Below are 25861 nucleotides of genomic sequence, written 5' to 3'. Positions count from 1 at the left end.
TGGTTCTGTAAGGCTTATGAGTGTTACGGAAGTAGGTGAGGCTTGATTAATTATGAAAATGACATTCTTTCGAACAAAAGACCGAATGACAAATCACAGAATTTGTAATCCTTTATCTGTCACTTTAACACGGACAACATCATTAGGAACATTAGCAACGGTTATACTGATTTCATTATCCGTTATTTGTGAAAGCTGAACTGGACTGCCTGCGCGATAGACATGAATGAAATCCGCCTTGCGGTCCATACGGCGGTGAAGCATCGCTGTAAGTGAACGACTAGGATCCACGGCATCGCCTGGTGTCTGAACAGCCACAATCTCATCTCCTGGTTGAACTAGTGCGGAGTGGAAGATGACAGCGTCTGAGTTCGTGAGGTTGTAAGAAGCTTGCAGTTCACCCGCTTCATTGCTGGCAACCCCTTCAGTCGGTACGAACCGGCTAATAATCGGCAGTTGCTGCTCCTTGAGCGTCGTAACGTCCCCTACTTTCTCAGCGACAAGCAGTTGATAACTAGCCTCTGGGTTAAGTGGTTGTTGCAAAGCTTCTACCGCTACAACAGGGTGCATCCACCATTCAATCGCTTGCGGTTGATCGCCAGAAAGCTCAACTTGGAACCAGTCCAACATCCAATCCTCCGTAAGCAAAAGATGTCGATTCATCGTACAGCCTTCGTAGCCTTCCGTTGATTGCAGCCAAGCGTAAACGGAAGTCGCTGTCGATTCATAGTGCTTCAGGCGCCCTTCATGCGGCGCTTGCGATTGACCTGCCAGCGAAACGGTGTTGTGGCTGGCTGTCTCTGCAAACCACGATCTGCGCATGGACGAGCCGTAAGGCACCATCCCCAGATCGGGTGTTAGGGTTTGATCTTGGTGCATCAACGTCAGATGCAGCTTGTCGTAGTGGCCGTGGGAACCGCCGTGCTCGCCGAAATCGGCGAGGAACGACAGCGGGTTCCCCGCGATGCGGCCGATGATGAAGCCAGCGTCCGGCCAGAGCCGCGATCCTCGCGGCTCTGAGGTAGCGGCGCGGTCAGCGCCTCCGCCGTAGAGCAGCGCCTCGAGCTGCTCGTTTCCGGCAGCGCCTAGCTGCCGGTACGCTTCGCGCAGCACCGGCGCGAGGCCGGCGATGTCGTAGATCGCGAGCCCCTGCTCCGCGATCTCGGCGATTTCGCGGGCGTAAGGGCCCCGCTCCAGCGGCCCGTCATGCAGGGCCGGCAAAGCGCCCTGGTCGTCGGCCAAGTCGGCCAACGCTTCGAGCATGCCGCGCATTGACTGCCCCTCTGCGCCAGTCGTGGCGTAGAGGTCAATGCCGAAGCGCTGCGCCATTTCGGCAGCGATGAGATAGGCACGAAGCACGAATACATGGTAATACGTGCTTCCTTCGAATTCGAATTGATCGGCTTTCACGCCGATGGAAAGATGGTGAATGAAGCCGCCTTGGCCTTCAATAAGCGCTTCAAGTAGCGCTTGCTCGCCACGAGCCGCGTACACACAAGATAAGGACGCATTCAGCCAAGCGGTATAGTTGTTCTCCGCATTGTTTCGCTCATGGATCAAAATATGCCGGTACTCCTCCATACTTCCCGCCAACAAACCTAAGAACACGTCGATTGCCACTTGTTCCTTCGCGTCAAAGGTAATGCCTCCATCGCGAAGCAGTAAATAGGCTCGTATCAGCGTAGTGGACCAAATCGCCTCCGTCAGTGCTTGGTGGAAGGCTCGTCCCTTTAGCATCCAGCTCTGTGCTTCCGGATGTACCGGGTAGTGCGGGAATTGCTCCGCATACTCGACAAGCAAACGTTTACTAATCTGTGCATAGGAAACGTCACCAAGCGCTGCATAAACAGCGGCCGACTGCAACGCCACGCGTGCCAAGGATTGGTGCTTAAACACAAGCCACGCACCACGGTAAGCATCACCTGTAATTGCACAACCGTGTGGGCAGATAAATTCTGAAGCATCTACACGGCTTTCATCGAACATCAGTTCGGTATGATGGTGTGGACAAACATACTGGTGCCACCAACCACCAGGTTCTTTAGGAACGACTAGGCTGCCTGCTTGCTGCAGCCTGTCGATTTCTTCTTTAAGTTTGTGAGCAGTTTGACCCGCCCACGTCAATGTCTCTACTTTAGCGGCCAAAGGGATCGCGGTACTCATCGCATCATCATCCCGCCGTTGATTTCAATCGTTTCACCTGTTACATAAGCAGCTAAATTGGAAGCCAGGTAAAGAACTGCGCCAGCTACATCATCTGGCGTTCCTTCACGTTGCAGTGGAATGCCATTGATTGTTGCTTGGCGCGCAGCATCCGTTGTGAATGTCGCGTGGAACATCGTATTGCCGATGAAACCCGGTGAAACGTTGTTCACTGTGATACCACTTGCCGCAACTTCTTTGGCCAAACCTTTAGAGAAAGTAAGCACTGCTGCTTTACTTGCCGCATACACGCTTCCACCTGGTCCGCCACCATTATGTGCAGCTACAGAAGTCATATTGATGATTCGGCCGTAGCCTTTTTCTTTCATACCTGCAAGGACACGTTTGGATACGAATACCGTGCTTTTCAAGTTAACATCCATGATGCGATCGTACATCTCTTCGGACATATCTACATTCGGAACGCGTTGTACAAGGTGACCCGCGTTATTCACTAGAATATCGATTGTTCCACCCAACGCTTGCTCAACTTCGCTCACTAGTCTGTCGATTTGCTCCACATTCGTTACATCTGCTTGTACAAGTACCGCTTCCCCACCTAATGCTTGGATTTCAGCTACAACTTCCTGTCCTTGTGTCACATTATTCAAGCAGTTCACGCCAACTTTAGCACCGTTGCTAGCCAACGCTAGTGCAATCGCGCGTCCAATTCCTGCATTCGATCCTGTTACAAGTGCTATTTTCCCCGTTAAGTTGATGTTCATTGTGGTATCCTCCCATGGATGTAAATCTATATTTTATTTGAATCGCCGCTTATTGCAGCGTAACTACCTGTAATTGTAATGGACACGAGCGGCGCTATTTCTAATAAAATAGACAATTTCCTCGTATAACGGACGAGAGAGACGCTATTTACTGTTTTGGAGGCAAAATTGTGCCCCTAACAAGGGAATAACGTCCGTGTTGTCCGTTAGAGCATGTGAATCCCGCTAAAAGACCGAATAACGTCCCCTGTGTCCGTTAGACGAGGCGGCGGGGTACGGGGGGCGAAGGGGCAATCCGTGAGGCAGAGACGGGAGAAGGGTTCGGTTTGCTCCCTGGCGCCCCTCCACTCACCCGCGCAGCCGAGGCCGCGCTGTCTCCGGCATCGTCATCGTGACGCAGGTGCCGCGTCCCCACTCGCTGTCAACGGACAGCCCGTAGGCTTCGCCGAACACCATTTGAATCCGTCGATGGACGTTCATCAGACCGATACCACCACCGCGCTTGGTCCCGGTGCTCGCTTCTTCCGGCTCCGCCAAACGGTTCTCTTCCAGCTTCCTGCGTAATTCAGCAAGTCTTTCGGGCATCATGCCCGTGCCGTTGTCCTCGATGAAAACTTGGAACAAACCGCCCTCTTTGCGAGCATCGATACGAATGGTATGCCGCTCTTCCACACCATCTGGAAAAGCATGTTGAAAAATATTTTCAATCAACGGCTGTAACGTCAGGCGGACCATCTTTTCTAGCAGCAGGCTTGGCGGGATCGCTACATCAATCTCGAATTCCCACTCCGTACGATGCTGCAAAATAATCATATAGTTCCGCACATGATTCAGCTCATTCGCAACCGTGATTTCCTCTAGGTTGGTCTGAACGGAGTATCGAAGCATGAAAGCCATGGCCTCAACCATCTCCGTGATTTCTCCCGAATCCTGAACAATGGCGTAGCAGTTGATCGTTTCCAGTGTGTTGTATAAGAAGTGCGGGTTAATTTGCAGCTGCAGCGACTGAAATTCAGCCCTCTGACGCTCCAGCTTGGTTTCGCCAAGCTCCAGCGCATTTTTCTGCTGCTCCAGCTCAGCCTCATACACACGCTCGATCATATCCGACAGACGCGTTACCATCAGGTTGTAGCTGTGAATGAGTCCACCCATCTCATCCGTTCTCCCCGCGTCCTCGATATACTGCCAGTTCCCTTTCTCCGTCTCCCGCATACTGTCTTTGAGATCCCGAATCGGTCTAATAATGGAGCGACCAAAGCGAGAAGCAAGCACAAGTGCAGCAGCCAATGTAACCAGACCTACAATGATCGTCGTTGTTCGAATCGTGTTGGCAGGTCGACGCAGCTCCTGTACGGGCATAGAGGCAACAAGGTTCCAATCGGAGTAGCCCGATTTCCTCGATACAAACATACGTTCTTCTCCGTTATATTTGGACAAAAACGTTTGATTTCCACTTGTCAGCACTTGCGAAGCTAACTCATCCTGCGATTTGCGTTCGCTCATCGTACGTGGATAAATGTAGTTACCAGCGTCATCCACAATGAAGAAAAAGCCCTCTTTCCCCAAGCTAACACGGTCCCATGTCTTCGCAAGTTCATCTAGCTTGATTTCAATGGCGACAACTCCGCGGTTGGCGTCCCCATACGAAGGGCCCCTCACTTTGCGTGCCATCGTTACAACGGATCCTTCATCAACAGGCCGGATACTCATATTGAGCAGCGCAATTTTGCCGTCACCAGGCGTTGATTTCATCAAGTAGTCGTACTTCTCACGGACAAGCACAGGATCGAAATTCAGCAGGTTCTGATTCTCATAAATAACGGATCGACCGTGCTGACCCACAACGTAGCTCATGTTTAGCTGCTTATACAAGGTAATGACGGAAGTGACCGAAATTCGGGCGAATTCCTTGATTTTTTCCGAATACACATAGTATTCATAACCATCATCCGGCTTGATTTCCATGAAAGCTCGCACGTCCGAATTCGACGAAAAGGCATTGCTGAGCAGCTCATACGCCTGTAAATAGCTATCCGTTTGATAGTTCGCACTATCGACCATCTGCTCCATATATTGCTTCACTTGATCATCCAGCGCCCGCGAGGATTGCCAGTAGGAAAAAGCTCCTACAGACACCAAGGAGAGCACAATAACGATGAGAAAATACGCATAAATTTGACGTGAAAGCGACTTTCTCTTCATTAACGGATCCCCATTCGCTGACGGTATTCCGAGGGTAGACAGCCTTCATACTTTTTGAACGTTTTGGTAAAATGCGGATGATCCGCATACCCAACCTCACCGGAAATATCGGTAATGCGCCAATGCGGCTGCTGCAGCAGCTTCTTCGCCTTCTCCATACGTCGACGTGTTCGATACTGAACGAAGGTTTCTTGCGTGTTTTGCTTAAACAATTGGCTAAAGTATGAGGGATTCAATCCAATGAATTCAGCTACCTCTTCTAAGGAAACTTCCTCCGCCAGATGCTTCTCCATATACTGTTTCGCTTCTTCAACAGGGTCCTTCTGCTTGCCTTTGCGCTTGCTCTTGAGCTCTTGCAACAGCCCTTTCACAGAGGACGTAAACCACAGCCACACATCTTCCTCGCTTAGCGAAGCAGAAATCTGGGGCTCTTCCTGAATCATGTACACATCCCGAACGATAAGCCGCCCGTGTACAAGAGTATAAATCTCCTGCACAATATCGCTCATGCGATTGAGTTTTAGTTTATATGCGCCTAGCTCCGCTTGGATCTCCTCGAGATCTCGGTCAAGCTCCTCTTGCTGCAGCATCCACACCGCTTGCTCCAAACGAGTAGCCCAGCTCTCTAGCTTCGTGACTGCGACAAAAGACTCTGAACTGACCTTGCTTTTATTCAGAATGAGCTTCTCTAACACGAGCTGAAACCCCTTAATGTTGACAGGTTTCAACAAATATTCTTTGACCCCGTAAGATACACACTTCTGAGCGTACTCGAAATCCCCATAGCCGGAGATCACAACCACTTGAATGTCGGCATCCATCTCGGCAATTTGCGCACATAGCTCCAGACCATCCATCTTCGGCATGCGAATATCAGTAAAAAGGAAATCAGGTCGTTCCTCTTGGATCCGCTGCATTGCGACAACACCATTCTCAGCCGTTCGCAAGCTTTCAATGGGCAGCCCCGATTGTTCCACAAGCTTCTGTAATCCTCTGCGTATCATCGGTTCGTCATCGACAATGAGTATGCGGTACATGAGAAACTCTCCTTTCAAAATGGGATGAAATGCACGCTCCCCACGTACCGTTGGGCACGTGAGGAGGCGGCATGCTCAGAGACTGAGCTTATTTTCTTGGCATCGACACAGTCGTACCGGAATCTTTACTATTAAATTTCTCTGTTGCTTCCTTGATAACTTCGTTTCCACCTTTGGATTTCCACTCTTCCAATACTTTCGGCCAGTCGGAAATTGGTTCTTTACCATAAACCATTTTCACCATGTGGGAAAGGATAACTGGAGGCGCTTGGTCGGAAAGCGGTGAAATATCAGGGTTTTTCATCAAAGATTCTAGACGAGGCTCGAAGTTGATACCATCGCGTCCTTCATTCTTCAATGTCGTGTCATACACGTTCATCAATTTCTTGCCATCTTCTGTCAAGCTAAGTGTACCCTTATTATAGGTTGTATCTTGGACAAGCCACAAGAAAGATTGACGGTAACGCTCTTCATCGACTGCAGCTGGATCTGTTGGTGCTTTGTAGTCGATTTTACCATTAGCTTCTGTATACGTGTCGCCTTGGATACCGAATGTGAAGAATTTCTCAGCTTCATCGGACATCATCCAGTCGAAGAACTTAATAATTTGCTCAGCATTTTTCACATTTTTGTTGATGAAGTAAGCACGCGGCGCTGGTCCATACAAGTAGTGACCACCTTTACCGTCAGGTCCAGTTGGGGAACTGATAATTTCGATATCGCCCGTTGGCACTGTTGCTTTCAGTTGTGTCTCCCATTGCAGCATTTCATTAGCGTTCATGGACCACATACCTGCTTTACCTGCAAGAATCGTGTTTTTGAACACAGTCGCATTGATAGTTGCGAATTCTTTGTTGATCAAGCCTTCGTCAAACATCGTTTTGTACGTTTGCAGGGCTTTCGTCATATTCTCTGTATCAAAGAATTTCGGCAGGATTTGATCGCCAGACTTCTCGAACATCGACAGGTACGGATACACATCATAAGCACCGAAGAAGGAATCAGCATACTTGAAGTTCTCACGGCCCATGTATGGGTTCTCAACACCCATTTCTTTGAACTTACGCAGAACAGCCATGTACTCATCTACTGTTTTCGGAACGCCTAAACCTGCTTTGTCTAACAAATCTTTACGGATAAAGATCGAACGACGGGATGGGTTGGACAAGTACTCGGGAATCGCATAGATTTTACCGTTGTACGTTACGTTATCCCAAGCGTCTTTCGGAACTTTTTTCAACAAATTCTGACCATACTTCTTCAGCAGTTCATCAAGCGGTTGGAATACGCCGGCTTTTACGGAACCTGCCATTTCCTTCCCGTTCACACCACCGCTGCCTTGTACGACATCAGGGATGTCATTTGTTGCAAACATTTGGATCATTTTTTGTTCATATTCTTTGTGTGGAACAAGCACGATATTCATATCGGAGTTAGTTAGTTCTTCGAGCTTTTTCACCCATTTGTCTTGGTTAATATCAGGCGATTTCTCAACATGTCCGAAAGCAAGTGTACGCAAGGAGATCGAAAACTTCGTTTTCTCTGCTGGCTTTGTACTAGCAGTTGTAGTCGCACCAGCATTAGATCCCGGTTTATCCTCAGTCTTGGAAGAAGAACAAGCAGCCATCACACTGGCCATTAATACGACAGCCATCGTCGTGGGAATCCATTTTTTCATTTCTACCCCTCTTTTCATATCGACTAAGTAACTAACCTTTCATACCCTCATTGTAAAAGCGTTTACAATTAGCGACTATGGACTGTCTTTAGTTCGAATTGTCTTTTTTTTAGAATTGTGTAAAAAGAGTTAATAAGTAGGTTTTTTTGTATAAATCTGTCGACCAACTAGGATTTAACCGATCCCACCATCATACCTTTAACGAAATGACGTTGTAAGAACGGGTAAATAATAATGATCGGAAGCGTTGCGATAATGATCGTCGCCATTTTGATGCCTTCTGGATCCATGTGAGCAAGTCCACTGAACTGGGAGGCGTTCGGATCAATACTGATGTCCTCGGATACAATCAGTTGACGGAGCTTTACTTGAAGCGGCCATAGTGCAGGCTTATTTACGTAGTACAATGCGGCCTGGAACGTATTCCAATGGCTGACAGCGTAGAAAATCCCTAGAGAAGCCATAACCGGTTTGGATAGCGGCAAAACAATATTCCAAATCATTCTGAGCTCGGAACAGCCGTCGATTCGTCCTGAGTCAATCAACTCACTCGGAATTTGCATGAAAAACGAACGCATAATGAAGAAGTTAAAGGCACTGATCGCACCTGGAATCATTAAAGCCCAGAGCGAGTTCGTCAGGTGTAGATTTTTCATCAAAATAAAGTTAGGAATGAGCGGCGCTGTGAAAACCATCGTAATCAGGACCATAATAACAACTACATTACGACCCGCATATTCTGGACGCGACACTGGATATGCCAGTGAGGCAGTCGCAATCAGATTAATGAGTGTTCCCACTACAGTAATATACACAGTTACTCCGAAGGAACGCCAGATTGCCGCATCACTAAATACATATTGATAATTGATCGATGTAAACTGAACGGGCCAGAACAATACCTTCCCATTCACAATAGATTCCGAAGAACTGAACGATTGAGCCAGCACGTTTAAGAACGGCAGGAGCATCGCTAACGATAGGAGTGATAGAAATAATATATTAAAGCCGTTAAACACTTGCCAGCCGGCTGTCGGCTTGCGATTCATATAGCGTTCACCTCCGTCTTAGTACAAGCTTTCACCCGTTGTTTTTTTGCTTAAAATATTACCTGTTACAATAAAAATCACGCCTACAACGGCTTTGAAGAGTCCAATTGCTGTCGTATAACTAAATTGTTGACCTTGTAAACCTTGCGCATAAATATACGTATCTAGAATTTCGCCACTTTCTTTGTTAAGCGGATTCAAGAATACATAAACACGCTCGAAGCCAAAGTCAAGGAATTTACCAATGTGTAAGAGGAACAAAATCATAATTGTCGGCAACAAGGAAGGTAGTGTAATTGATATGGTTTGTCTCCACCGATTGGCGCCATCTACCTCAGACGCTTCATATAGATCAGGATTAATCCCCGCTAGTGCCGCTAGATAAATGATAGTCCCATACCCGGAATCCCGCCAGATACCTGAGGAAATCAATACGGTACGAATCCACGATTCTTCACCCATGAAATAAATAGGCTCAAAGCCTAACCAAGTAATGAAGTGGTTGACTGCCCCTGTAGACGGGGATAGAATACCGATCGCAATCCCGCTCACGATAACCCAGGACAGGAAGTGAGGCATGTACACAACCGTTTGAAGAATACGTTTGTACACCACGATGCGCAGTTCATTCAAGAGCAATGCGAGAATAATCGGCGCTGGAAAGCCTAGCAGCAAATCATAAACACCGATGAGTACCGTGTTTTTCAAAATATTAAGGAAATCATAGTGTGCAAACATCCGGGTAAAATGCTCAAGGCCTACCCATTTGCTTCCTGTGAAGCCGTCGAAAATGTTGTAGTCCTGAAAAGCAATAACGGATCCTAGCAACGGTACATACTTGAAAACAATAAAATAAATAATGCCCGGCAGCGATATTAGATATAGCGCCCTATACTTCCAAAACGTTCGCAGCAAGGACTTGCCTTTGCTCATCTGCTTACGTCCACTCATTTGCTTTACCGCTTGTGCGTTGACCGCCATCCTCTGGCCCCCCTCACTAATCTTCGTCGATGTTATAAGTCTATCGTACCCTGATACAGCGCTTTCAACTATGGAATGGCTTTTCACTCACTTGTGTTTTTTTTAGGTTTTTGGGGAATAACGCAAAGAGGACGATCATGCTTAATAACGTGCATCATACGTCCCCCTCACTTACATCTATTTAAGAATGATCAGCCTTCACCCAAGGCGAATAGAGCGTTCTTGACGTTCTGCGAAGCTTTGAAATGACCTGTATATCCAGTTCGGCCTCTGGTAATATCTCATTCTCCCATCGATCTTTAATTTGCTTCCATAGTTTAGGATCTCGATCTTCAAGGCTGTTGCCGAAAGCGAATATGTCCGAATGGTAGTCAACAGCTACTTTCCGAAAAGCCATTTTCACTTCGTTTTGTATCGTTTTGGAAAATTGATCTTGGACATAGGCGATCGTTTGGGGATCTGTTTTGAACTTGGTGCTCGCTTTATCTCCGATATTGAACTCCACAGCAATAGAAAGTTTAATCTTGGCTTTACCGTCCTGATAGTCCACTCTTCGTTTACTAACCTTTTCACCTGATAATTCCAATGATAAGTTACAATCGGTTTCCTCCGGGCAGGGCACGACGACAAGTGCCGATTTTATTTTCCCCATGACCCACAAAAAGCCCCTTGTCTCCGTCCCATTTAGTGTCCCTACCATTTTTCCGTCTGAAAAAACGCCTGTTCCAGAGGCATAAAATAACATAGATTGACGGGTGTCTCCCTCTTCATAAGGCTTCACGCCAACAATCGTTTTAACGTACTCGTTTTGATTAATTAAACGTAGAATTGGACTAAATGGCTGAGCGCCTGTTGGTTGTGCAAGTTTTCGCGCAAACTCAGATAGATACACCTGAGATGCCTTCCCTTCCAAATCCGAGTTTTTGATGATTTCTTTCAAATAATTCGATGATAAAGCGGTAATGTCTGGACTTGACTCCAGCATATCCAGTGCTCGTCCTTTTACCGTGGCAATATAAGCCGTACCCCGAAGCTCCGGATCCGACGAGAAGAAGTCAAAGTAATAACGCGCATCTGTTTTTGCAGCGGATTCCCCAATGAGCAGTATTTGCAAATGGGACCAGTACAGCTTTTTGCCGGTTATTTTTATATAAGATCGTACAGCCTCGAATGTGCTATTTCCTACGACACTCAAGGTCTTCTTTTGCTCCCCTTTCAAACCGCTCATAGGCTTTAGCGCCTCCAATACAGGTGTAAGCACGGTAAGAACGATTTGCCCTTTATCGTTGAGATCAATGCCTGCGGCAAGGACGTATTCGACTTTATCCGGTTCTTGGCGATTCCAACAGCCAGTGGTTACGCTCAGCAGGAGACCCAGCGATAGCACCATTCTAAGTATTCTGTTCATTCGCGGTTCTCCTTGCTTTCAACTTACCCGCTATCCAAACAATCACGAGAAGGATGAGGGCATACCAACAAAAGGTAACTCCTTTCGCGATTTCAAAACTAACAATTGAAACGTAAATATTGTCGGGTAGTAGAGAGATATAAAACATAATGACAGAAATGGGCAGCATCAATTCCTTATAATCTTTCGTTCCGAACAAGTCTCGTGTACCGATACAGCAGGCATAGAACGATAATGCCCCCTTTGACACATTGATGAATACCCATAGCGCCAAGAAGATACTCTCCAAATGCTCAATAAAATCAAAGATCGCAATATCTTTGATTAACTCGACGACCGGGAACATAAGCCTCTGCGTATACGCACTGCCAAAGGTTCCTATGGTCACTATAAAGATAATTTCGAATATAAACATAACAATGATCACGGACCAGATCAGCTTCTTGAACATATGGTTTTTATTCTTGATTTGCGGATAAATAAATAGCAGCACACTAATTTCAGAGAAAACACTGCAAATGGCTAAAGAACCCTTAAACACATCCATGAAGGAGGCATTCAAAAGTGGCAGTATGCGTTCCATACTCACTTTTTGAAAAGATAACCCAAACATAATAATGATTAATACAACTACACCTGGCATAACCACTTCTCCCCAGCGTGCAATGGAAGCCATTCCTCCTTTCGCCAAATAATAGCGCAGGACAATCAACATGATAGCAATAATCTCCAATGGCGTTTCCGGAAGAATTAGCGTAACGAATAGTTCGCCAACGAGTCTGATCGAGATGCCAGAAAGAAATACCAGTGGCACCAAAATGAAAAGTGCAAACACGCGGCCGAAGAAGGGTCCGAATAAGCTAAGGCAATAAGCGATAATGCTCATCTCTTGCATAGACGAACCAATTTGTGCGATTAGCCAAAGAAGGGGAATAACCAACAGGCTGCCGATCAGAATCGACACCCATCCACTGTGCCCCGAAGCCTGCGTTATTGTACGTGGAAGTGTAAAAAAAATCGTACCAAACACAGTAAAACAGAGAAGAATCATAATTTGTTTGGTTGTTAGTTGGGCAGATGACAAGGATGTTCCTCTTCTCACTTAAGGTTTTTGCTTCTTAGGACCAAGAAAGGATTGACGATATTTGAGCATTGGCGCCGGTTTCTTGAAGACAATGGAATCATCGACAGCTTTTAACGATTGCGGGGTCAATGCAGCCAGATAACTGACACCAAAAGAGCGCAGATGAATCATGTGAATGAGTATGGCGCTGGTGCCGAATACGATACCGAAAATACCAAAAACAGCAGCTAGTACCATGAGAGGAAAGCGCAGTAATCGGATGGCCAAAGACGCATTGTAATTGGGTATGGCAAAGGCGCCAATCGCTGTAAAGGAGACGATGATGGTCAGTACAGGGCCGACGATATTCGCTTGAACCGCAGCCTGTCCAATCACCAGGGCGCCGACGATACCAATCGTTTGCCCCATCGTGCCAGGCAGTCTCAGACTCGCCTCCCGCAGCAGTTCCAGGCTGATTTCCATTATCAGCGCTTCCACAAAGGCAGGGAATGGAATGCCGCTGCGATTGCTCGCAATGGCAAGCATCAATTCCGTCGGAATCATTTCTTGATGATAGGTCGTAATCGCGATATAGATGGAGGGTAGCGTGAGCGCCATCATCATCGCCAAGAATCGCACCCAGCGCAGCATCGTAGCCGCGATATAACTCGTGTAGTAGTCCTCTGTCGATAGCAGAAATTCAGTGAAAGTGATTGGCATCGTTAATGCAAAGGGTGTGCCGTCTACTAGAACGACAATTTTACCTTCTAAGATAGCCGCAGCTGCTTTATCCACTCGCTCTGTCGAGCTAATTTGCGGGAATGGCGAGAGTGGCGAATCCTCCAAATAATCTTCAAGCTGACCGCTATCCAGAATTCCCTCGGTCTCGATCGCCATCAGCCTTCTCTTCACCTCGCCAACAATGCTTGGATTGGCTACGTCCTGCAGATACGCGATAGCCCCATCCGTCAACGTGCGCGTGCCAATCTGAATCGGAAATAGAACCAATTTGGGATCTTTAATTTTCCTTCTTACTAAGGCTGTGTTGGTGCGAAGCACCTCATTAAACGCATCCTGTGGCCCCCGAATAATCGGTTCGCTGGTCGGATTGCTTACAAAGCGATGCTCCCATCCTTCCGAGGTGATGAGCAGGATTTCCGCAATCCCATCCAGTAAAACAAGCGTATTTGAGTAAAGCAGTCCCTTGATGCTCTCAGCGAGCGTTTTTACACGCTTGATACCGCTAGCCGTAATCACAAATTTCTCGATATACGTTAAGGTAACCTCATCTTGATGACCCATTTGCATCAGGGGGAGAATAACACATTGATGTACGATATCCTTTTCAGCGAGTCCATCAATATAGAGAACGGCTGCACGAATCTCCGAACCATTCCCCAGCTGGAGGGGAAGTTCACGAACAATAAGATCGGATGGATTCTGAGTGGCCGAGAGGATTAACTGCAAGTCTTTTTCGAGATTCCCGCTTAATTGTTGATCTGCGGGACCAAGTGCATCAGCAGCTTCAGACAGCGGTCCGTGCGATGCGCTAGAGGCTGATTTTTTGAGGAGTTTTCCTAAGAACGACAAACTATCCGCCTACCTTTTCAACAAGACTATTCATTACGTTTTGCATCATGTCCGTTAGCACATAAGAGGTTCCCGTTGCATGAAATACAGCAAGAATGAGAGCGATTAGCAGTAAAGTGACATAGGCAGGAACAATTCTGTGATCTTGCTGGCGAACACTTTTCTTTGGATGACCGATTACAAACAGAATAAGAGCAACAATCAGTGGAATCACAGGCATCCCCCATGTGTTTTACTCGTAGGTTCTGCGTTTACTTCTAGTTTTATCCAACCAACACCTCATGTTTAGCTCTTTACACGCAAAAAAAGCGCCCTCCCACAATAGATGGAAAGGCACTTTTTGATTTAGACTACGATTCGTACACCGTGCGACTATCCGTCGATACTTTGTGCGCGCTGGCGCCGCGCTTAGCCCGTAGTGCTTCTGGCATAGCCAGCAGCGCAGGCAGCAGCATCGGCAGCAAGACGAAGCAGAGCACGATGAGACCGACGATCACGGCCACCGCTAGCTCGATCAACAGAACGAGGCCGGATGGTACGAGCGTGGCAAAGGTTCCGCCAAGAATGACCATCGCCGAGATCACCACGCCGCCAATGTGTTTAGCGGCTTGCACAATCGCCTTGGAAGGCGATAGATCGCCAAGCTCTTTGTAACGCATCATCAGGAAGATGCTGTAGTCGACGCCGACAGCAATAATAATGATGAAGGAGAAGAAGGGTACGAAGGAGGAAACCCCATCGGCACCAATGATTTTATCTGTCACGACATTCGTCGCCGTCATCGCCACGTAGTAGGAAATCACGAGGCTCAAGATGATGTAGACGGCTGGCCAGAAAGCACGAATGACGAACAGTAAGACGATGAACACACCGATGATGACGATTATCGCAGTGCTATTGAACGACTTCAGCTGCGCCTTGTTCGTGTCATACGTCGTCGAGCTCGGTCCTGCCGCGCCGACCTTCGCTTTCTCCAGCACTGTGCCTTTCACGCTGGCTGCCAGCTCAGCGTTAATCCCTTCAATCGTATCCATCGCCGCCGAGGAATACGGATCGTCCTTCAAGATGACGATCATCTTCGTCATCGTCCGATCCTTGGACATGAAGCTGTCCAAGGACTTCCCGAAATCCGCGCTCGATAGCGCTTCTTTCGGGATGAAGAACGTTTTCGAGCCGTTCAGCTGCGTCAGGAACTGGCTCGTCATGCCTAGCCCCTCGGACACGTCACCGAGTCCGTTGCCGCTCTGACCAAGGCCGTCCTTCAGCTGGCCCATGCCGCCGCTAAGACCCGACAAGCCTTCGCTCAGCTTCTGCTGACCGTCTTTGACGCTGCCTAGCGCAGCGTTCAGCTTCGCCATGTTCGCAGCGATCTCGCGGCTGCCCGCGCTGCCTTGCTTCAGCCCTTTCGCGAGCTCAGCCGCGCCGCTCTCCAGCTGCGTAAGTCCCGCCGCTAGCTGTGCTTGCGCGCCATTCACTTGCGCCAGGCCTTGCGTCGCCTCGGCGAAAGCACTGTTCAGCTTGGCTGCGTTCTTGCCAAGCTCACTTAGCCCGCCGCTCAACTGCGTCAGACCGGAGGCAAGACCTTCGCCTGTTTGCTTCAGCTTGATGTAATCCTCATCCGTCATAAGCTGGCTGTACTTGCTGCCAAGTCCACCAATCAGGCCGTTCATGCCAACGAGTCCTTGCTGAATCCCCGTAAGTTGCCCCTCGATTTGACCGTAGCCTTCCGTCATAGCGTTATAGCCTTGACCAAGCTGCGTCAGCCCTTCAGTAATCTTAACGCTATTGACACTGACTTGGTCCATGCCATCTTTCAATGCAGCAATTCCCGTACTCAGTTCTCCTGCACCACCGGCACCTTGCGCGATACCGCTAGCCACTTGATCCAGTGCAGTCGTCAGCTTGCTATAGCCATCCTGCACCTGACTTGTGCCATCTACAAGTTGGCCAACGCTTGATGTATCGGGCACTTCCAGCTTGCTTTGCATCAACGTAAGTCCATCACGAATTTGATTTACACCTTTTTGCGAAGCTGTAATGCCATCGGCAACCGTCTTCGTTTGCGTAGAAATATAGAAGTCATCAATCGGCTTCGATTGCGGCTGTGTCACGCTGGATACCATATCGACACCTGGAATGGTTTTCAGCTTCTCCGTCACCTTATCAATTGCCGCTAAACCATCATTCGTGTTAAGTGGTTTGTCATTCTCAATAACGACCATCGTTGGGAGTGCCTGACCTCGGCTGAAATGATCCGCAACGAGGCTGAAACCTTTGGTGGATTGGTGATCATTCCCAAGCTCCTTCAACTGGTCAAAAGACAGTTTCTGATGATTCGCAAGCGCAAGCGGAATTGTAATAATCAGAATAATGACCGTCGTAATAATCGGTCTTTTCACTGCGATTTTCGTCAAGCCTGCCCAGAATTTACTCTCCTTATGCCCTCCCATGCCTTTGGAAGGCCAAAAGAGCTTATTCCCCAGCATTTTCATGAAAAACGGCGTCACCGTTACGATTTGGAGCAGGAGAATCGCTGTACCAATCGCAACCACGTTACCTGATTGATAAATACCGAAATCCGATAACGTTAATGCAGCAAACGCAATAAACACGGTCAAAATGCTATAAAAAATCGTTTTACCCGCCGTGCGGTAGGTCACAATGATCGCTTCATCCACGGATAAGCCATGGGATAATTCCTCTTTGAATCGATTAAATAAGAGAATGTTATAATCGGTCCCAATCCCGAAAAGAATCAAGATTAACAGCATTTGCGTAACACTCGTCACCGGGAAGTTGAACTTATCAATGAGCTGCGCGGCAATCCCCATCGACACCAGGTACGAAATACCGACAGCCAGCAAGGAAACCACCGGGATAATGACGGAGCGGAACATAATCACCAGGACAGCTAGGATGAAAATGACCGTTAGCGCGGCACTTTTTTCAACACCGGACTCGGAAGCTTTAATATAATCATCCTGAATGAAATCCTCCCCAGAGAGGTAATACTCCACCTTCATGTCCTTCAGAACATCTTCAAACTCCAACTTAATGTCCTCGACGTGACGCCCTCTTTTATCCAAAGAAAAGCTCGCCATCAAGGTCGTGCCATCCTCAGAAATCAGTGATGATTTCGCCTCAGGCATGGTAAAGGGATCAATCAACTGATTGAAGCCGAGCTGGTCTTGATGACTTTTCAAATTCGTAATACCGGCCTCAATCGCCTTCATATCGGCATCTGACAGCTTATTCGGGTTATGGAAGACCACGATATCACTCGTGCCCTCAACTCCATTGATTTTGTTCAAAATCGTTGAGGCAACCTTGGATGGCGCGTCACTACGCAACGGATCCTGCCCTCTAAGTCCAAGGATCGCATTCACATTGGGTTGAAAAACCGTCAGCAACACCGTCGCCACCAACCACGCGGCTAGAATCGCCCAACGCCATTTAATAATGGTTTTCATCTCTCTCTTCTCCTCCACTCACTAGTAAACAAGCGTTCATTATTGAGCCAAAAAATTTTATGCTTGTGCTAGCTTTATTTTTTCTGAAATACCTGTGCAATATAGGTACAACAGTTCATCAACGAGCATTTTGATCGTATCGCCATCCTCATGGTCGCGCAGAATAAGACAAATACTCTCCATCATTGTCATCGCAATCATGCGCGCAGCGAGCTGATCCTTCTGGGATAGCGTGCCCGATGGCGCCAATTCGGCTGTAAATACTTCCGAAATAATCTGATGCACCAGTGTAATCATGTCTTGTTTCGCCGAAGCAAATCGAGAGCCTTCACTCAGATTCAGCAGAATCGTAAGCTCGGTGCTGGACTCCTTGAAAAGCAGCATCAGAGAGGCATCAATTCGGCGTAGGATTAGCAAATGATCCGACAATGCCGTACAAAGGGTATCATCTACCTCTTGCTTGCATACCCGCAGCACCTCGGCTAATTGCTCCTGAATAGGTTGAATGAGCTCATCAAACAAATCATCCTTGCTCTTGAAGTAGCGATAGATGTTGCCAGGTGTTATACCAGCAGCTTCTGCAATTTGCCGAATGGAGGCTTTCAAATATCCATGCTTCTTGAACTCGGCCAAAGCCGCTTGGCGGATACTTTTTTTGACTTCATCTTTTAAAATTTGCATTAATAAACACCCGTTCACTATTTGACGTCATAGTAGGATTATACAGCGCCTATTTGGGCATTTCAACGCTATTTTGATAAAAAAAAGGGCCCAACCCGCAGATGATCACAGGTCAGACACAAGTTTGTTATTTCATTGTTTTTCATTGTTATTCCACATCTACAGCTTTTATAATTCGCGGTTTCACTTTCACTCGGAACTGTTTCAGATCCTTGAACTGAATGAACTTCTTGGATTCCTCATTCCAAATACGGAATTTCAAAGATTCCAGACTCGTCTTCAGTGTGATCGTCTGCACATTGCGAAGTGCCGCGTTCTTGTTGTGCACCTTTTGCAGATTATAATTAGGCACGCGCGGGCTTAAATGATGAATATGGTGATAGCCAATATTGCCTGTGATCCAATGTAGAACACGAGGCAAATTGTAGAACGAACTACCATGCATCGCGGCTTTCACATAATCCCATTCTGCATCATTCTCGTAGTAGGTTTCTTCATAGTTATGCTGAACGTAGAACAACCAAATGCCCGCCATACCTGAGAAAAAGAACATCGGTCCTTGAATTAGCAGGAAAGACTGCCAACCCATGCCCCAGCAAAGCAGTGCAATACTGCCAACAATACCGATATTGGTGATATAGGTATTGATTCTTTCTTTCATGCCTGCCTTCCGGCGGTTAAACCGGTAATCAATCAAGAAGATGAAGATCGGTCCGACAATAAACATCACAAACGGACTGCGATACAGGCGATATGTCATTCGTTTTAGCCATGTTGCTTCCATATATTCATCCACGGTTAGCGTCCAGATGTCACCTACGCCTCTTTTATCCAAGTTACCACTGGATGCATGGTGAACAGAGTGTGTATGACGCCACTGATGGTACGGTACGAAGGTTAAAATTCCTGTTAGTGTGCCAACAATTTCATTGGCGAGTTTGTTTTTGAAAAAGGATTTGTGACAGCAATCATGAAAAATGATAAATATGCGGATCAAAAACCCTGCAGCTATTAGATCAATCGCGAAAGTTAGCCAAATTGAAACGGAAAGACTTAGAAAAGCAAAATACCAAAGCACGAAAAAGGGTCCCACTGTATTGATGATTTGCCACACACTATGCTTCATATGTGGTCTTTCGAAAGGCGCGATATCTTTCCGCCACCCACCCTTATCCTCATGCTTCATCCTGTTAGAACTCCCTCTCTCCGCGTCGTGTCGGATCTCGTAAGTTTATATTCCTTGAAGTAGTACGTTACGAATCGAAATAAGTTCCCGTTATAGGATAAGAAATATTACATAGCTAACTCATCATACGTGGGTAAACCCTTTTTGTAAAATGTAATATAAGTAAGTCGCCATAAAAAGAGGCGATTCGCCTCTCGTTCTGCGTTAGAACGAAGCGATTCGCCTCTCTATTAAACCGGTCGATCTATCTCAAAAAGCTCGCCAAGCTTCGCATAAGAGTTGCCCGCTAACCGACTTACAGGCTTCAGTTTCACCGGGTCAATACGCCCGTTGTCAACTAAGCTCTCATCGATGTGAAAATATACGACGCGTCCGATTAACAAATCCGCCGCAGGTGCGTCCGGTGTTCCGCCGAGCGGAATCACCTGCTCGAGGACGCATTCCATGCGGATGCTGGCTTCGGCGATGCCCGGAACGCCGATTTGGCTGCTCGCGACGGGCGTTAGCCCCGTCAGCGTCACTTCGCTCTCCTCAGGCGGCAACGCAGCCGCGCTCTGGTTGATCTGGTCGATATAGGATTCGTCTGAGATATGTACAACGAAGGCTCCTGTATCGACCGCGTTGCGGGAGGTGTCCTTGCGGACACCCTGCTTCCGCTGCACGGAAACGGCAACCATCGGCGGGTCCGCCGTCACGATGGTGAAATAGCTGAAAGGCGCGGCGTTCAGCACACCTTCCGTGGATAAGGTCGAGACGAAAGCGATCGGCCTCGGGATAATGCTGCCGATGAGCAGCTTATAGTTCTCTCGCTCGCTTTGTGCGGATGGATCAATGCCCAGCATTGTCATGGTGACAATCTCCCCTCTTCATCTATTAGAGTGAGATCCCTTTGAGCCACTCTGCGGCGGCAAAAACCTCTGAGCGCGTCAATTGATGGCCTGAATTCTCCCAGTGTACATGAACATCCGATCCAGCATCACTCAGCAGACGTTCTAACTCTTCCGACTCCTCAGGGGAGCAGATCGGGTCGTTCTTGCCAGCCCCGATGAATACAGGGGTGTCTGAGAGATCAGGCAGCGGGATGCCGCGCCGCGGTACCATCGGATGATGCAGAATGGCTGCACGAAACGCATTCGGATAGTGGAACACAAGGCTGCCCGCGATGTTCGCGCCGTTGGAATAGCCGATCGCGACTACGTTGCTGCGATCGAAGCCATGCTCGACGGCTGCTTCGTCGAGGAAATCGTACACTTCTTTCGTACGGAAGATGAGATCCTCCTCGTCGAAGATACCCTCAGCCAGCCGACGGAAGAACCGCGGCATGCCGTTCTCTAGGACGTTCCCCCGTACACTAAGTACGGAGGAGGTTGGTGAAATCGCCTGCGCCAAAGGCAGCAGATCGTTCTCTGTCCCGCCCGTTCCGTGAAACAGAACGAGCACGGGAGCATTCAGATCAGATCCTTGCTGATAGATATGTCTCATTGTTCATCACCTTCCAATACCCGCACTTCGATTGGCGGCAGATTTTGCACGATTTGATCGCGGCTTGCTTCAAACCATTCTGGCAGCATTAATTTCTCGCCAAGTGCTTCTGGCGCCTCATCTCTTGCAAACCCTGGAGGATCGGTAGCAATTTCAAACAGGATGCCACCTTCTTCACGGAAATAAATCGCGTTGAAGTATTGACGATCCACGATTGGTGTAGGGTGGTAGCCATTGTTCGCTACATGACTTCTCCATAGCGCATGCTCGGCATCATCTTTCGCACGCCAAGCGATATGATGAACCGTACCCGCACCGCCAGCGCCGTAATCCATCGGCGTTACGTTGATATCGACGATGTTACCCAAGTCACCGAAGGAGGTGAAGCGTGCATAGGCGCCTTCTTGCCCTACTTTTTTCAGACCCATGACATTCACGAGAAGCTCCGAAGTTTTGTCAGGTGCCGTGCTGTATAGAACAGCGCCGCCGAAGCCTTTGATCGCTTTGTCCACAGGTACGCCGCCAAACGCCCACTGACTTGGCGCGCCTTGCTCGCGCTCGACAATCTCTAGTCTTAGACCATCTGGGTCTTTGAACTGTACATATGTTTCGCCAAATCGCGAATTTTTCTCATACGCAACACCGAATTGGGTTAGGCGCGCTTCCCAGAAAGATAGGCTGCCTGTTGGAACGGCGTAAGTTGTGATGCCGACTTGACCACCGCCGACCCGACCTTTGCGAGATCCCGCGTAAGGGAAGAAGGTAATGATCGTACCTGGGCTTCCTCCTTCATTTCCGAAATAGAGATGGTAAACTTCTGGTGCGTCGAAATTGATTGTTTTTTTGATCAAGCGAAGTCCCAGAATACCTGCATAGAAATCAACGGTTGCCTGTGCATGTTGCACGAAAGCGGTGATATGGTGGATACCTGCGGTTTGTTGTTGTGTTGTTGTTGTCATAATAGCCAACTCCTTCATATTTAAGAATCTTTATTTTAAGATAGTTTGCGTGCGATGTTGCCATTAAATTCGTGGAAAACTGTTCATGTTGAGCTGGATGCCAACTCAATCACTACTTGAATCCTTCCTGCGCATACCTGCCGAGCTTCTTCAACAGCTTACTTGCGAGCTGCTTCTCTTCGTCCGTTAATCCTGCTACGGCGCTTTCGATCACTTCGGCGTGTTTCGGAAAGACTTCCTCAATAAATTGTTTCCCTTTTTCCGTGATTTCAGCAAAAATTAATCTGCGATCTTCCGTCGAGGTATTGCGTATAACGTATTCCTTTTTGACTAGCTTATCGACCACATAAGTGATGTTGCCGCTGCTCATTAACACCTTACTGCCAATTTGTTGAATCGCCTGCGATCCCTTGTGGTAAAGCAGTTCCAGTACACCAAACTCTGTGCGGTTCAGTCCATGCTTGCGAATATCTCGATCCCCGTGGGCGTTCACCCACTCACTCGCTCTAGAAAGGGCGATGTAAAGATCTAAAGAATAGTTTCTTGCTTCGCTCATGTTGCTTCACCTCATTTCATTTGTTTGCTTCGTTTATCTTAATTTAAAGATACTTTATTTAAAGATAAATGTCAACAGGCAAATTTGAAATTATTACTTATGGCAAAAAAAATGCAAAGAATGTCACACCTTGTCGCCTGTCCTCGTGGTATGATTAAACCTTTAAGATAGAAAGGTGGGTTCTATGCAGTCATGAACACTTCACATGCCTTACAAGGGACAGCGACCGAGAAAGAACGGTTCCCTATTTCCCTTTTCTCCCTAACGGTTGGCGCCTTCGCGATCGGTATGACCGAATTCGTAATTATGGGGATTCTGCCCAATGTGGCGGATGACTTGAATGTTAGCATTTCGCAAGCGGGTCAATTGATCACGGGCTATGCACTTGGTGTGGCATTCGGTGCTCCGATTCTCGCTATGTTGACTCATAAGTTGCCGCAAAAACGCCTTCTTCTCGTGCTGATGCTCATCTTCATCTTAGGTAATGGCCTAGCTGCACTGGCCCCGTCCTACGGGGTCGTGATGGTAGCGCGACTGATCACTGCTTTGGCTCACGGTACCTTCTTCGGTGTCGGCTCTGTGATCGCGGCGAATTTGGTTCGGCCTGAAAAAAGGGCCAGTGCTATTTCGGTGATGATGGCGGGTTTAACCATCGCGAATATTCTCGGCGTACCTCTTGGCACCTACATCGGTCAGCATCTCGGCTGGCGGGCATCCTTCGGCTCCGTTGTCATTATGGGGATCATCTCGTTCATCGGTATCCTCATCTTCATTCCAAAGATTACTCAGAAAACGAATAGCAGCCTTGTTAAGCAGGTCCGTGCTCTATTGCAGCCGCGTTTGTTACTCGTATTTCTGATCGGAGCTTTAGGTTGTAGCAGCTTGTTCGCAGTCTTCACCTACATCGCGCCAATCCTTATCAGCATCACAGGGTTCAAAGAGAGCAGCGTGACCTGGATTCTCATCTTGTTCGGCTTTGGTGTAACACTAGGCAACATCGTCGGTGGCAAAATGGCTGACTGGAAGCTCATGCCTTCCTTGATCGGCAACTTTGCCGCGTTGTCGCTCATCCTAGCTGTATTCGCGTATACGGATCAATTCCCGGTTGCTGCGATTATCACCATATTTATATGGGGGATTGCCGCTTTCGGGATTTTACCTGGGCTGCAGATTCGCATTATGAATCTGGCTAAAGAAGCGCCCGAGCTGGCGGCCACCTCAACGCATTCTGCGTTGAATCTCGGGAACGCTGGCGGCGCCTTTCTAGGCGGTTGGGCGATTACCCACACCGGCCTGTCGTCGTTGCCTTGGATCGGCGCGGGTTTGACCGGGGCGGGCTTTGTTTTGATGCTATGGAGCTATCTGCGAGAGCGTAAGGTGAAGTAAGAATAACGAAACAGCGGCAAGCTAGGACTTAGTTATACAGTCTTAGCTTGCCGCTGTTTTTTTGTTTTAAACAACTAGATCTTGTTATCCCATTCGACGGGTTCTTCCAGAATGATTCCATCTGACTCCACCCATTGGGTGAGGCTGTTCTCCTTGGCCTGAATCACAATAAAATGCAGGCCTTCTGTCGTCGACGTATTCCGCAACACTCTCACACCGTCAGGTGCAATGCGAATGGACGTGCCTTCGCGTACATTTATTTCATTTCCGTCTACTTGAATTAGGCCTTGCCCTTGAAGAAAGATGTAGAGCTCTTCATTTTGTTTGTGCTTGTGATAAAAGGGGATTTCCCCCTTTGGGGGTAAATGATTGAGTGAAACTTCCATACTCGTCAATTGTAGAGAGTCTTTTAGAAAGATTTTACCCTTCAACATGCCTTCCGTCACACTTGCAAAATCCGAGAATGCTCCTGCGTTGCTAACCGAGTAATTCAGTTGATTCGCACTCATCATCTTGCCCTCCTTTAGAACGCTGGCAGCGTTTTGCCTGTTTCGAGCAGACTCTTCAAATTGCTGAGAATAACAGGCCAGCCATTGTTAAATCCTTCAATTTTGCCTTCATCCTTACGAATATCTTGTTCTAACAGCTCTTCATGGCGAAGTGTTAGCTTGATCGTGCCGTTCAATGGTGTTAATTCATACGTCACGTTGGACATCCGATCGCCTTCCGCGTCCTTGACACTCCAAGTAATCGCGAGCAAGCGATACGGCTCATAGACAAGTACTTCACCGTAGTGTTCCGTCTTGTCTTTATTCATTAAGTGAAAGCTCGAACCAACTTGCCAATCCGAAATGATTTCACGGCCAAAAAAATACTGTTTCGTAAACTCACTACTCGTTAAAGCTGCCCACAGCTTCTCAGGTGTCGTTGCGATGTATGTCACATAAACGAAAGACTTCTTATTCATGATTCGAATCCTCCTCTAGAGCTTGTTTCAAATTGGTTAACGCCTCAATCCGGCGTTGATCAAACTTACCGATCCAGCGATGATAGATCTCCCCGATCGGTACCGGGTTCAGATAGTGAAGTTTCTCGCGGCCATGCCACATGACTGTAACCAAATTTGCCTCCTCCAGCAGCAAAAGATGCTTAGTAACAGCTTGGCGACTCATCGTCATTTGCTGACAGAGCTCTGTTAAGGACAGTCCGTTACTCACGAACAAGATGTCTAGTAATTCTCTGCGTGTTCCGTCTGCAAGTGCTTTAAAAAGTTTGTCCATGCGCCTATTATATGCAACATTTTAGTTGCATGTCAATCAAAATTTGTAAAATATTTCTTCTTTTTCCGCGCAATCGGCGGTTAGGAGTGAGCTTGAATAGCGGTTTTATAGCAAGTTGAGTGCGTTCCGTAAAGAGAAGGGATTAGCTTGTGAAAGTATTAAGAGAGGCAAGTTGGGGGTGGTAGTAATGTAGGGTGGGTATATGGTACTGGCGGTCGTGGTGTTGGTAGTTGGCTTGTTTCCGATAGTTGTCCTGTTGGTGGGTTAGTGTTCTGTTGGGTGCTTGTGATGCAGTCGTAGAGTTTGGTTGGATGCCTGTTTCCGATAGTTGTCTTATTGGTATGTCGGCGTTGTATTGGTGGGTTATAGTTCCGTTGAGGGACACGTGTTTCAAACAAATTAGCATTAAAACTGTTTCACTGCAACAGCATCATCTTCATCTTCATCTTCATCTTCATCTTCATCTTCATCTTCATCTTCATCTTCATCTTCATCTTCCAATTCTACTTCTACTTCTACTTCTACTTCTACTTCTACTTCTACTTCTAACTCTACTTCTACTTCACCAACATCAACACCAACATCAACACCATCATCTCCACCACAACTCCCCCCTCCCACACGTTAACTGTAAAAAGTACATCTAATTTCGTCACTTTTCTCACTTGAGAGAACTTAACTGTATTTCCTGTAGTTAATTTGGCTGTATTCGGACGTTAAGCCTGAAATCGGGGAATTTACTGGAGGTTCTCCATCTAATTGTCCAAAATGAGCAAAAGCCGCGAAAATAGATGGAGGTTTTCCAGTTAATCCGGGAGCTCGTCGCCCAAACAGGCTAGTCGCAGCCACCGTCGTCGCCTGCACCAGCCGCGCTGTGCACCGCGGCACGCCCACACGCAAAAGGCGCTTCCTCATCAACCGAGGAA

The 25861-nt window shown here is 47.6% G+C and carries 24 protein-coding genes; 1 reads left to right on the top strand and 23 read right to left on the bottom strand.

Features of this window, described 5'->3' with window-relative positions; translation table 11 throughout:
• Nucleotides 1–93 precede the first annotated feature (93 nt).
• From ACSQ8O_RS02120 to ACSQ8O_RS02035, 18 genes are all read right to left on the bottom strand, one after another.
• Nucleotides 94–2163 carry a heparinase II/III domain-containing protein gene (locus tag ACSQ8O_RS02120; RefSeq protein WP_436240278.1) on the bottom strand — a complete coding sequence of 690 codons (2070 nt, stop codon included), beginning with the start codon at nucleotides 2161–2163 and terminating at the stop codon, nucleotides 94–96.
• The gene (locus ACSQ8O_RS02115; RefSeq protein ID WP_436240277.1) at nucleotides 2160–2927 is read right to left on the bottom strand and encodes an SDR family NAD(P)-dependent oxidoreductase; all 768 of its coding nucleotides are present in this window, start codon (nucleotides 2925–2927) and stop codon (nucleotides 2160–2162) included. Before ACSQ8O_RS02115 ends, ACSQ8O_RS02120 begins: the two co-directional genes overlap by 4 nt.
• Nucleotides 2928–3275: 348 nt before the next feature.
• On the bottom strand, nucleotides 3276–5129 hold the full coding sequence (locus ACSQ8O_RS02110; protein WP_436240276.1) for a cache domain-containing sensor histidine kinase: 1854 nt from the start codon (nucleotides 5127–5129) through the stop codon (nucleotides 3276–3278).
• The gene (locus tag ACSQ8O_RS02105) at nucleotides 5129–6166 is read right to left on the bottom strand and encodes a response regulator transcription factor (RefSeq protein WP_436240275.1); all 1038 of its coding nucleotides are present in this window, start codon (nucleotides 6164–6166) and stop codon (nucleotides 5129–5131) included. The genes ACSQ8O_RS02110 and ACSQ8O_RS02105 overlap by 1 nt, the downstream gene beginning before the upstream one ends.
• Before the next feature lie 88 nt (nucleotides 6167–6254).
• A complete protein-coding gene (locus ACSQ8O_RS02100; protein WP_436240274.1) occupies nucleotides 6255–7844 on the bottom strand; it encodes an extracellular solute-binding protein in 1590 nt (529 codons plus the stop codon).
• Nucleotides 7845–8011: 167 nt separating this feature from the next.
• Complete coding sequence (locus ACSQ8O_RS02095) at nucleotides 8012–8893, bottom strand: carbohydrate ABC transporter permease (RefSeq protein WP_436240272.1); 882 nt, start codon at nucleotides 8891–8893, stop codon at nucleotides 8012–8014.
• Nucleotides 8894–8911: 18 nt separating this feature from the next.
• The gene (locus ACSQ8O_RS02090) at nucleotides 8912–9844 is read right to left on the bottom strand and encodes an ABC transporter permease (protein ID WP_235550613.1); all 933 of its coding nucleotides are present in this window, start codon (nucleotides 9842–9844) and stop codon (nucleotides 8912–8914) included.
• Nucleotides 9845–10055: 211 nt separating this feature from the next.
• On the bottom strand, nucleotides 10056–11282 hold the full coding sequence (locus ACSQ8O_RS02085) for a Ger(x)C family spore germination protein (protein WP_436240271.1): 1227 nt from the start codon (nucleotides 11280–11282) through the stop codon (nucleotides 10056–10058).
• Nucleotides 11266–12366: a GerAB/ArcD/ProY family transporter gene (locus tag ACSQ8O_RS02080; protein WP_436240270.1), complete on the bottom strand. Its 1101-nt coding sequence runs from the start codon at nucleotides 12364–12366 to the stop codon at nucleotides 11266–11268. The genes ACSQ8O_RS02085 and ACSQ8O_RS02080 overlap by 17 nt, the downstream gene beginning before the upstream one ends.
• An 18-nt stretch (nucleotides 12367–12384) precedes the next feature.
• Nucleotides 12385–13935 carry a spore germination protein gene (locus ACSQ8O_RS02075; protein ID WP_436240268.1) on the bottom strand — a complete coding sequence of 517 codons (1551 nt, stop codon included), beginning with the start codon at nucleotides 13933–13935 and terminating at the stop codon, nucleotides 12385–12387.
• A gap of 1 nt (nucleotide 13936) precedes the next feature.
• Nucleotides 13937–14149, bottom strand: coding sequence for a hypothetical protein (locus tag ACSQ8O_RS02070; RefSeq protein ID WP_436240267.1), 213 nt, complete (start codon nucleotides 14147–14149; stop codon nucleotides 13937–13939).
• A gap of 136 nt (nucleotides 14150–14285) precedes the next feature.
• A complete protein-coding gene (locus ACSQ8O_RS02065; protein ID WP_436240266.1) occupies nucleotides 14286–17405 on the bottom strand; it encodes an MMPL family transporter in 3120 nt (1039 codons plus the stop codon).
• A 57-nt stretch (nucleotides 17406–17462) separates the two neighbouring features.
• On the bottom strand, nucleotides 17463–18086 hold the full coding sequence (locus ACSQ8O_RS02060; protein WP_056622392.1) for a TetR/AcrR family transcriptional regulator: 624 nt from the start codon (nucleotides 18084–18086) through the stop codon (nucleotides 17463–17465).
• Nucleotides 18087–18234: 148 nt separating this feature from the next.
• Nucleotides 18235–19272 (bottom strand): fatty acid desaturase, encoded by a 1038-nt coding sequence (locus ACSQ8O_RS02055; protein ID WP_436240265.1) that lies wholly within the window; start codon nucleotides 19270–19272, stop codon nucleotides 18235–18237.
• A gap of 230 nt (nucleotides 19273–19502) precedes the next feature.
• Nucleotides 19503–20114: a flavin reductase family protein gene (locus ACSQ8O_RS02050; protein WP_436241924.1), complete on the bottom strand. Its 612-nt coding sequence runs from the start codon at nucleotides 20112–20114 to the stop codon at nucleotides 19503–19505.
• A 31-nt stretch (nucleotides 20115–20145) separates the two neighbouring features.
• Complete coding sequence (locus ACSQ8O_RS02045) at nucleotides 20146–20754, bottom strand: alpha/beta hydrolase (protein ID WP_436240264.1); 609 nt, start codon at nucleotides 20752–20754, stop codon at nucleotides 20146–20148.
• Nucleotides 20751–21713, bottom strand: coding sequence for a ring-cleaving dioxygenase (locus tag ACSQ8O_RS02040; RefSeq protein WP_436240263.1), 963 nt, complete (start codon nucleotides 21711–21713; stop codon nucleotides 20751–20753). Before ACSQ8O_RS02040 ends, ACSQ8O_RS02045 begins: the two co-directional genes overlap by 4 nt.
• Before the next feature lie 112 nt (nucleotides 21714–21825).
• Complete coding sequence (locus ACSQ8O_RS02035) at nucleotides 21826–22269, bottom strand: MarR family winged helix-turn-helix transcriptional regulator (RefSeq protein ID WP_436240262.1); 444 nt, start codon at nucleotides 22267–22269, stop codon at nucleotides 21826–21828.
• A gap of 192 nt (nucleotides 22270–22461) precedes the next feature.
• Here ACSQ8O_RS02035 and ACSQ8O_RS02030 point away from each other — a divergent pair, with 192 nt between their 5' ends.
• Nucleotides 22462–23655, top strand: a complete 1194-nt coding sequence (locus ACSQ8O_RS02030; protein ID WP_436240261.1) for an MFS transporter — start codon at nucleotides 22462–22464, stop codon at nucleotides 23653–23655.
• Nucleotides 23656–23729: 74 nt separating this feature from the next.
• On the opposite strand, the gene ACSQ8O_RS02025 is transcribed toward ACSQ8O_RS02030, so the two are convergent.
• The 5 genes from ACSQ8O_RS02025 to ACSQ8O_RS02005 all read right to left on the bottom strand — a co-directional run bounded on the left by ACSQ8O_RS02025 (nucleotide 23730) and on the right by ACSQ8O_RS02005 (nucleotide 25850).
• On the bottom strand, nucleotides 23730–24164 hold the full coding sequence (locus ACSQ8O_RS02025; RefSeq protein ID WP_436240259.1) for a cupin domain-containing protein: 435 nt from the start codon (nucleotides 24162–24164) through the stop codon (nucleotides 23730–23732).
• A 14-nt stretch (nucleotides 24165–24178) separates the two neighbouring features.
• A complete protein-coding gene (locus ACSQ8O_RS02020) occupies nucleotides 24179–24622 on the bottom strand; it encodes an SRPBCC family protein (protein WP_056622407.1) in 444 nt (147 codons plus the stop codon).
• Nucleotides 24615–24935: an ArsR/SmtB family transcription factor gene (locus ACSQ8O_RS02015; RefSeq protein WP_056622409.1), complete on the bottom strand. Its 321-nt coding sequence runs from the start codon at nucleotides 24933–24935 to the stop codon at nucleotides 24615–24617. Before ACSQ8O_RS02015 ends, ACSQ8O_RS02020 begins: the two co-directional genes overlap by 8 nt.
• A gap of 405 nt (nucleotides 24936–25340) precedes the next feature.
• Nucleotides 25341–25556, bottom strand: a complete 216-nt coding sequence (locus ACSQ8O_RS02010; RefSeq protein WP_436240258.1) for a hypothetical protein — start codon at nucleotides 25554–25556, stop codon at nucleotides 25341–25343.
• 54 nt (nucleotides 25557–25610) lie between these two features.
• The gene (locus ACSQ8O_RS02005; protein ID WP_436240256.1) at nucleotides 25611–25850 is read right to left on the bottom strand and encodes a hypothetical protein; all 240 of its coding nucleotides are present in this window, start codon (nucleotides 25848–25850) and stop codon (nucleotides 25611–25613) included.
• Nucleotides 25851–25861 lie beyond the last annotated feature (11 nt).

The sequence above is a fragment of the Paenibacillus sp. LjRoot56 genome, from assembly GCF_964253335.1.
Lineage (GTDB): Bacteria > Bacillota > Bacilli > Paenibacillales > NBRC-103111 > Paenibacillus_E > Paenibacillus_E allorhizoplanae.
This window is presented reverse-complemented; position numbering and strand designations above follow the sequence as displayed.

What these genes read in the sequence shown, in the direction of transcription:
- ACSQ8O_RS02120 (WP_436240278.1), bottom strand. Translation starts at nt 2,163, where the DNA reads ATGAGTACCGCGATCCCTTTGGCCGCTAAAGTAGAGACATTGACGTGG.
- ACSQ8O_RS02115 (WP_436240277.1), bottom strand. Translation starts at nt 2,927, where the DNA reads ATGAACATCAACTTAACGGGGAAAATAGCACTTGTAACAGGATCGAAT.
- ACSQ8O_RS02110 (WP_436240276.1), bottom strand. Translation starts at nt 5,129, where the DNA reads ATGAAGAGAAAGTCGCTTTCACGTCAAATTTATGCGTATTTTCTCATC.
- ACSQ8O_RS02105 (WP_436240275.1), bottom strand. Translation starts at nt 6,166, where the DNA reads ATGTACCGCATACTCATTGTCGATGACGAACCGATGATACGCAGAGGA.
- ACSQ8O_RS02100 (WP_436240274.1), bottom strand. Translation starts at nt 7,844, where the DNA reads ATGAAAAAATGGATTCCCACGACGATGGCTGTCGTATTAATGGCCAGT.
- ACSQ8O_RS02095 (WP_436240272.1), bottom strand. Translation starts at nt 8,893, where the DNA reads ATGAATCGCAAGCCGACAGCCGGCTGGCAAGTGTTTAACGGCTTTAAT.
- ACSQ8O_RS02090 (WP_235550613.1), bottom strand. Translation starts at nt 9,844, where the DNA reads ATGAGTGGACGTAAGCAGATGAGCAAAGGCAAGTCCTTGCTGCGAACG.
- ACSQ8O_RS02085 (WP_436240271.1), bottom strand. Translation starts at nt 11,282, where the DNA reads ATGAACAGAATACTTAGAATGGTGCTATCGCTGGGTCTCCTGCTGAGC.
- ACSQ8O_RS02065 (WP_436240266.1), bottom strand. Translation starts at nt 17,405, where the DNA reads ATGAAAACCATTATTAAATGGCGTTGGGCGATTCTAGCCGCGTGGTTG.
- ACSQ8O_RS02060 (WP_056622392.1), bottom strand. Translation starts at nt 18,086, where the DNA reads ATGCAAATTTTAAAAGATGAAGTCAAAAAAAGTATCCGCCAAGCGGCT.
- ACSQ8O_RS02055 (WP_436240265.1), bottom strand. Translation starts at nt 19,272, where the DNA reads ATGAAGCATGAGGATAAGGGTGGGTGGCGGAAAGATATCGCGCCTTTC.
- ACSQ8O_RS02050 (WP_436241924.1), bottom strand. Translation starts at nt 20,114, where the DNA reads ATGCTGGGCATTGATCCATCCGCACAAAGCGAGCGAGAGAACTATAAG.
- ACSQ8O_RS02045 (WP_436240264.1), bottom strand. Translation starts at nt 20,754, where the DNA reads ATGAGACATATCTATCAGCAAGGATCTGATCTGAATGCTCCCGTGCTC.
- ACSQ8O_RS02040 (WP_436240263.1), bottom strand. Translation starts at nt 21,713, where the DNA reads ATGACAACAACAACACAACAACAAACCGCAGGTATCCACCATATCACC.
- ACSQ8O_RS02035 (WP_436240262.1), bottom strand. Translation starts at nt 22,269, where the DNA reads ATGAGCGAAGCAAGAAACTATTCTTTAGATCTTTACATCGCCCTTTCT.
- ACSQ8O_RS02030 (WP_436240261.1), top strand. Translation starts at nt 22,462, where the DNA reads ATGAACACTTCACATGCCTTACAAGGGACAGCGACCGAGAAAGAACGG.
- ACSQ8O_RS02025 (WP_436240259.1), bottom strand. Translation starts at nt 24,164, where the DNA reads ATGAGTGCGAATCAACTGAATTACTCGGTTAGCAACGCAGGAGCATTC.
- ACSQ8O_RS02020 (WP_056622407.1), bottom strand. Translation starts at nt 24,622, where the DNA reads ATGAATAAGAAGTCTTTCGTTTATGTGACATACATCGCAACGACACCT.
- ACSQ8O_RS02015 (WP_056622409.1), bottom strand. Translation starts at nt 24,935, where the DNA reads ATGGACAAACTTTTTAAAGCACTTGCAGACGGAACACGCAGAGAATTA.
- ACSQ8O_RS02005 (WP_436240256.1), bottom strand. Translation starts at nt 25,850, where the DNA reads ATGAGGAAGCGCCTTTTGCGTGTGGGCGTGCCGCGGTGCACAGCGCGG.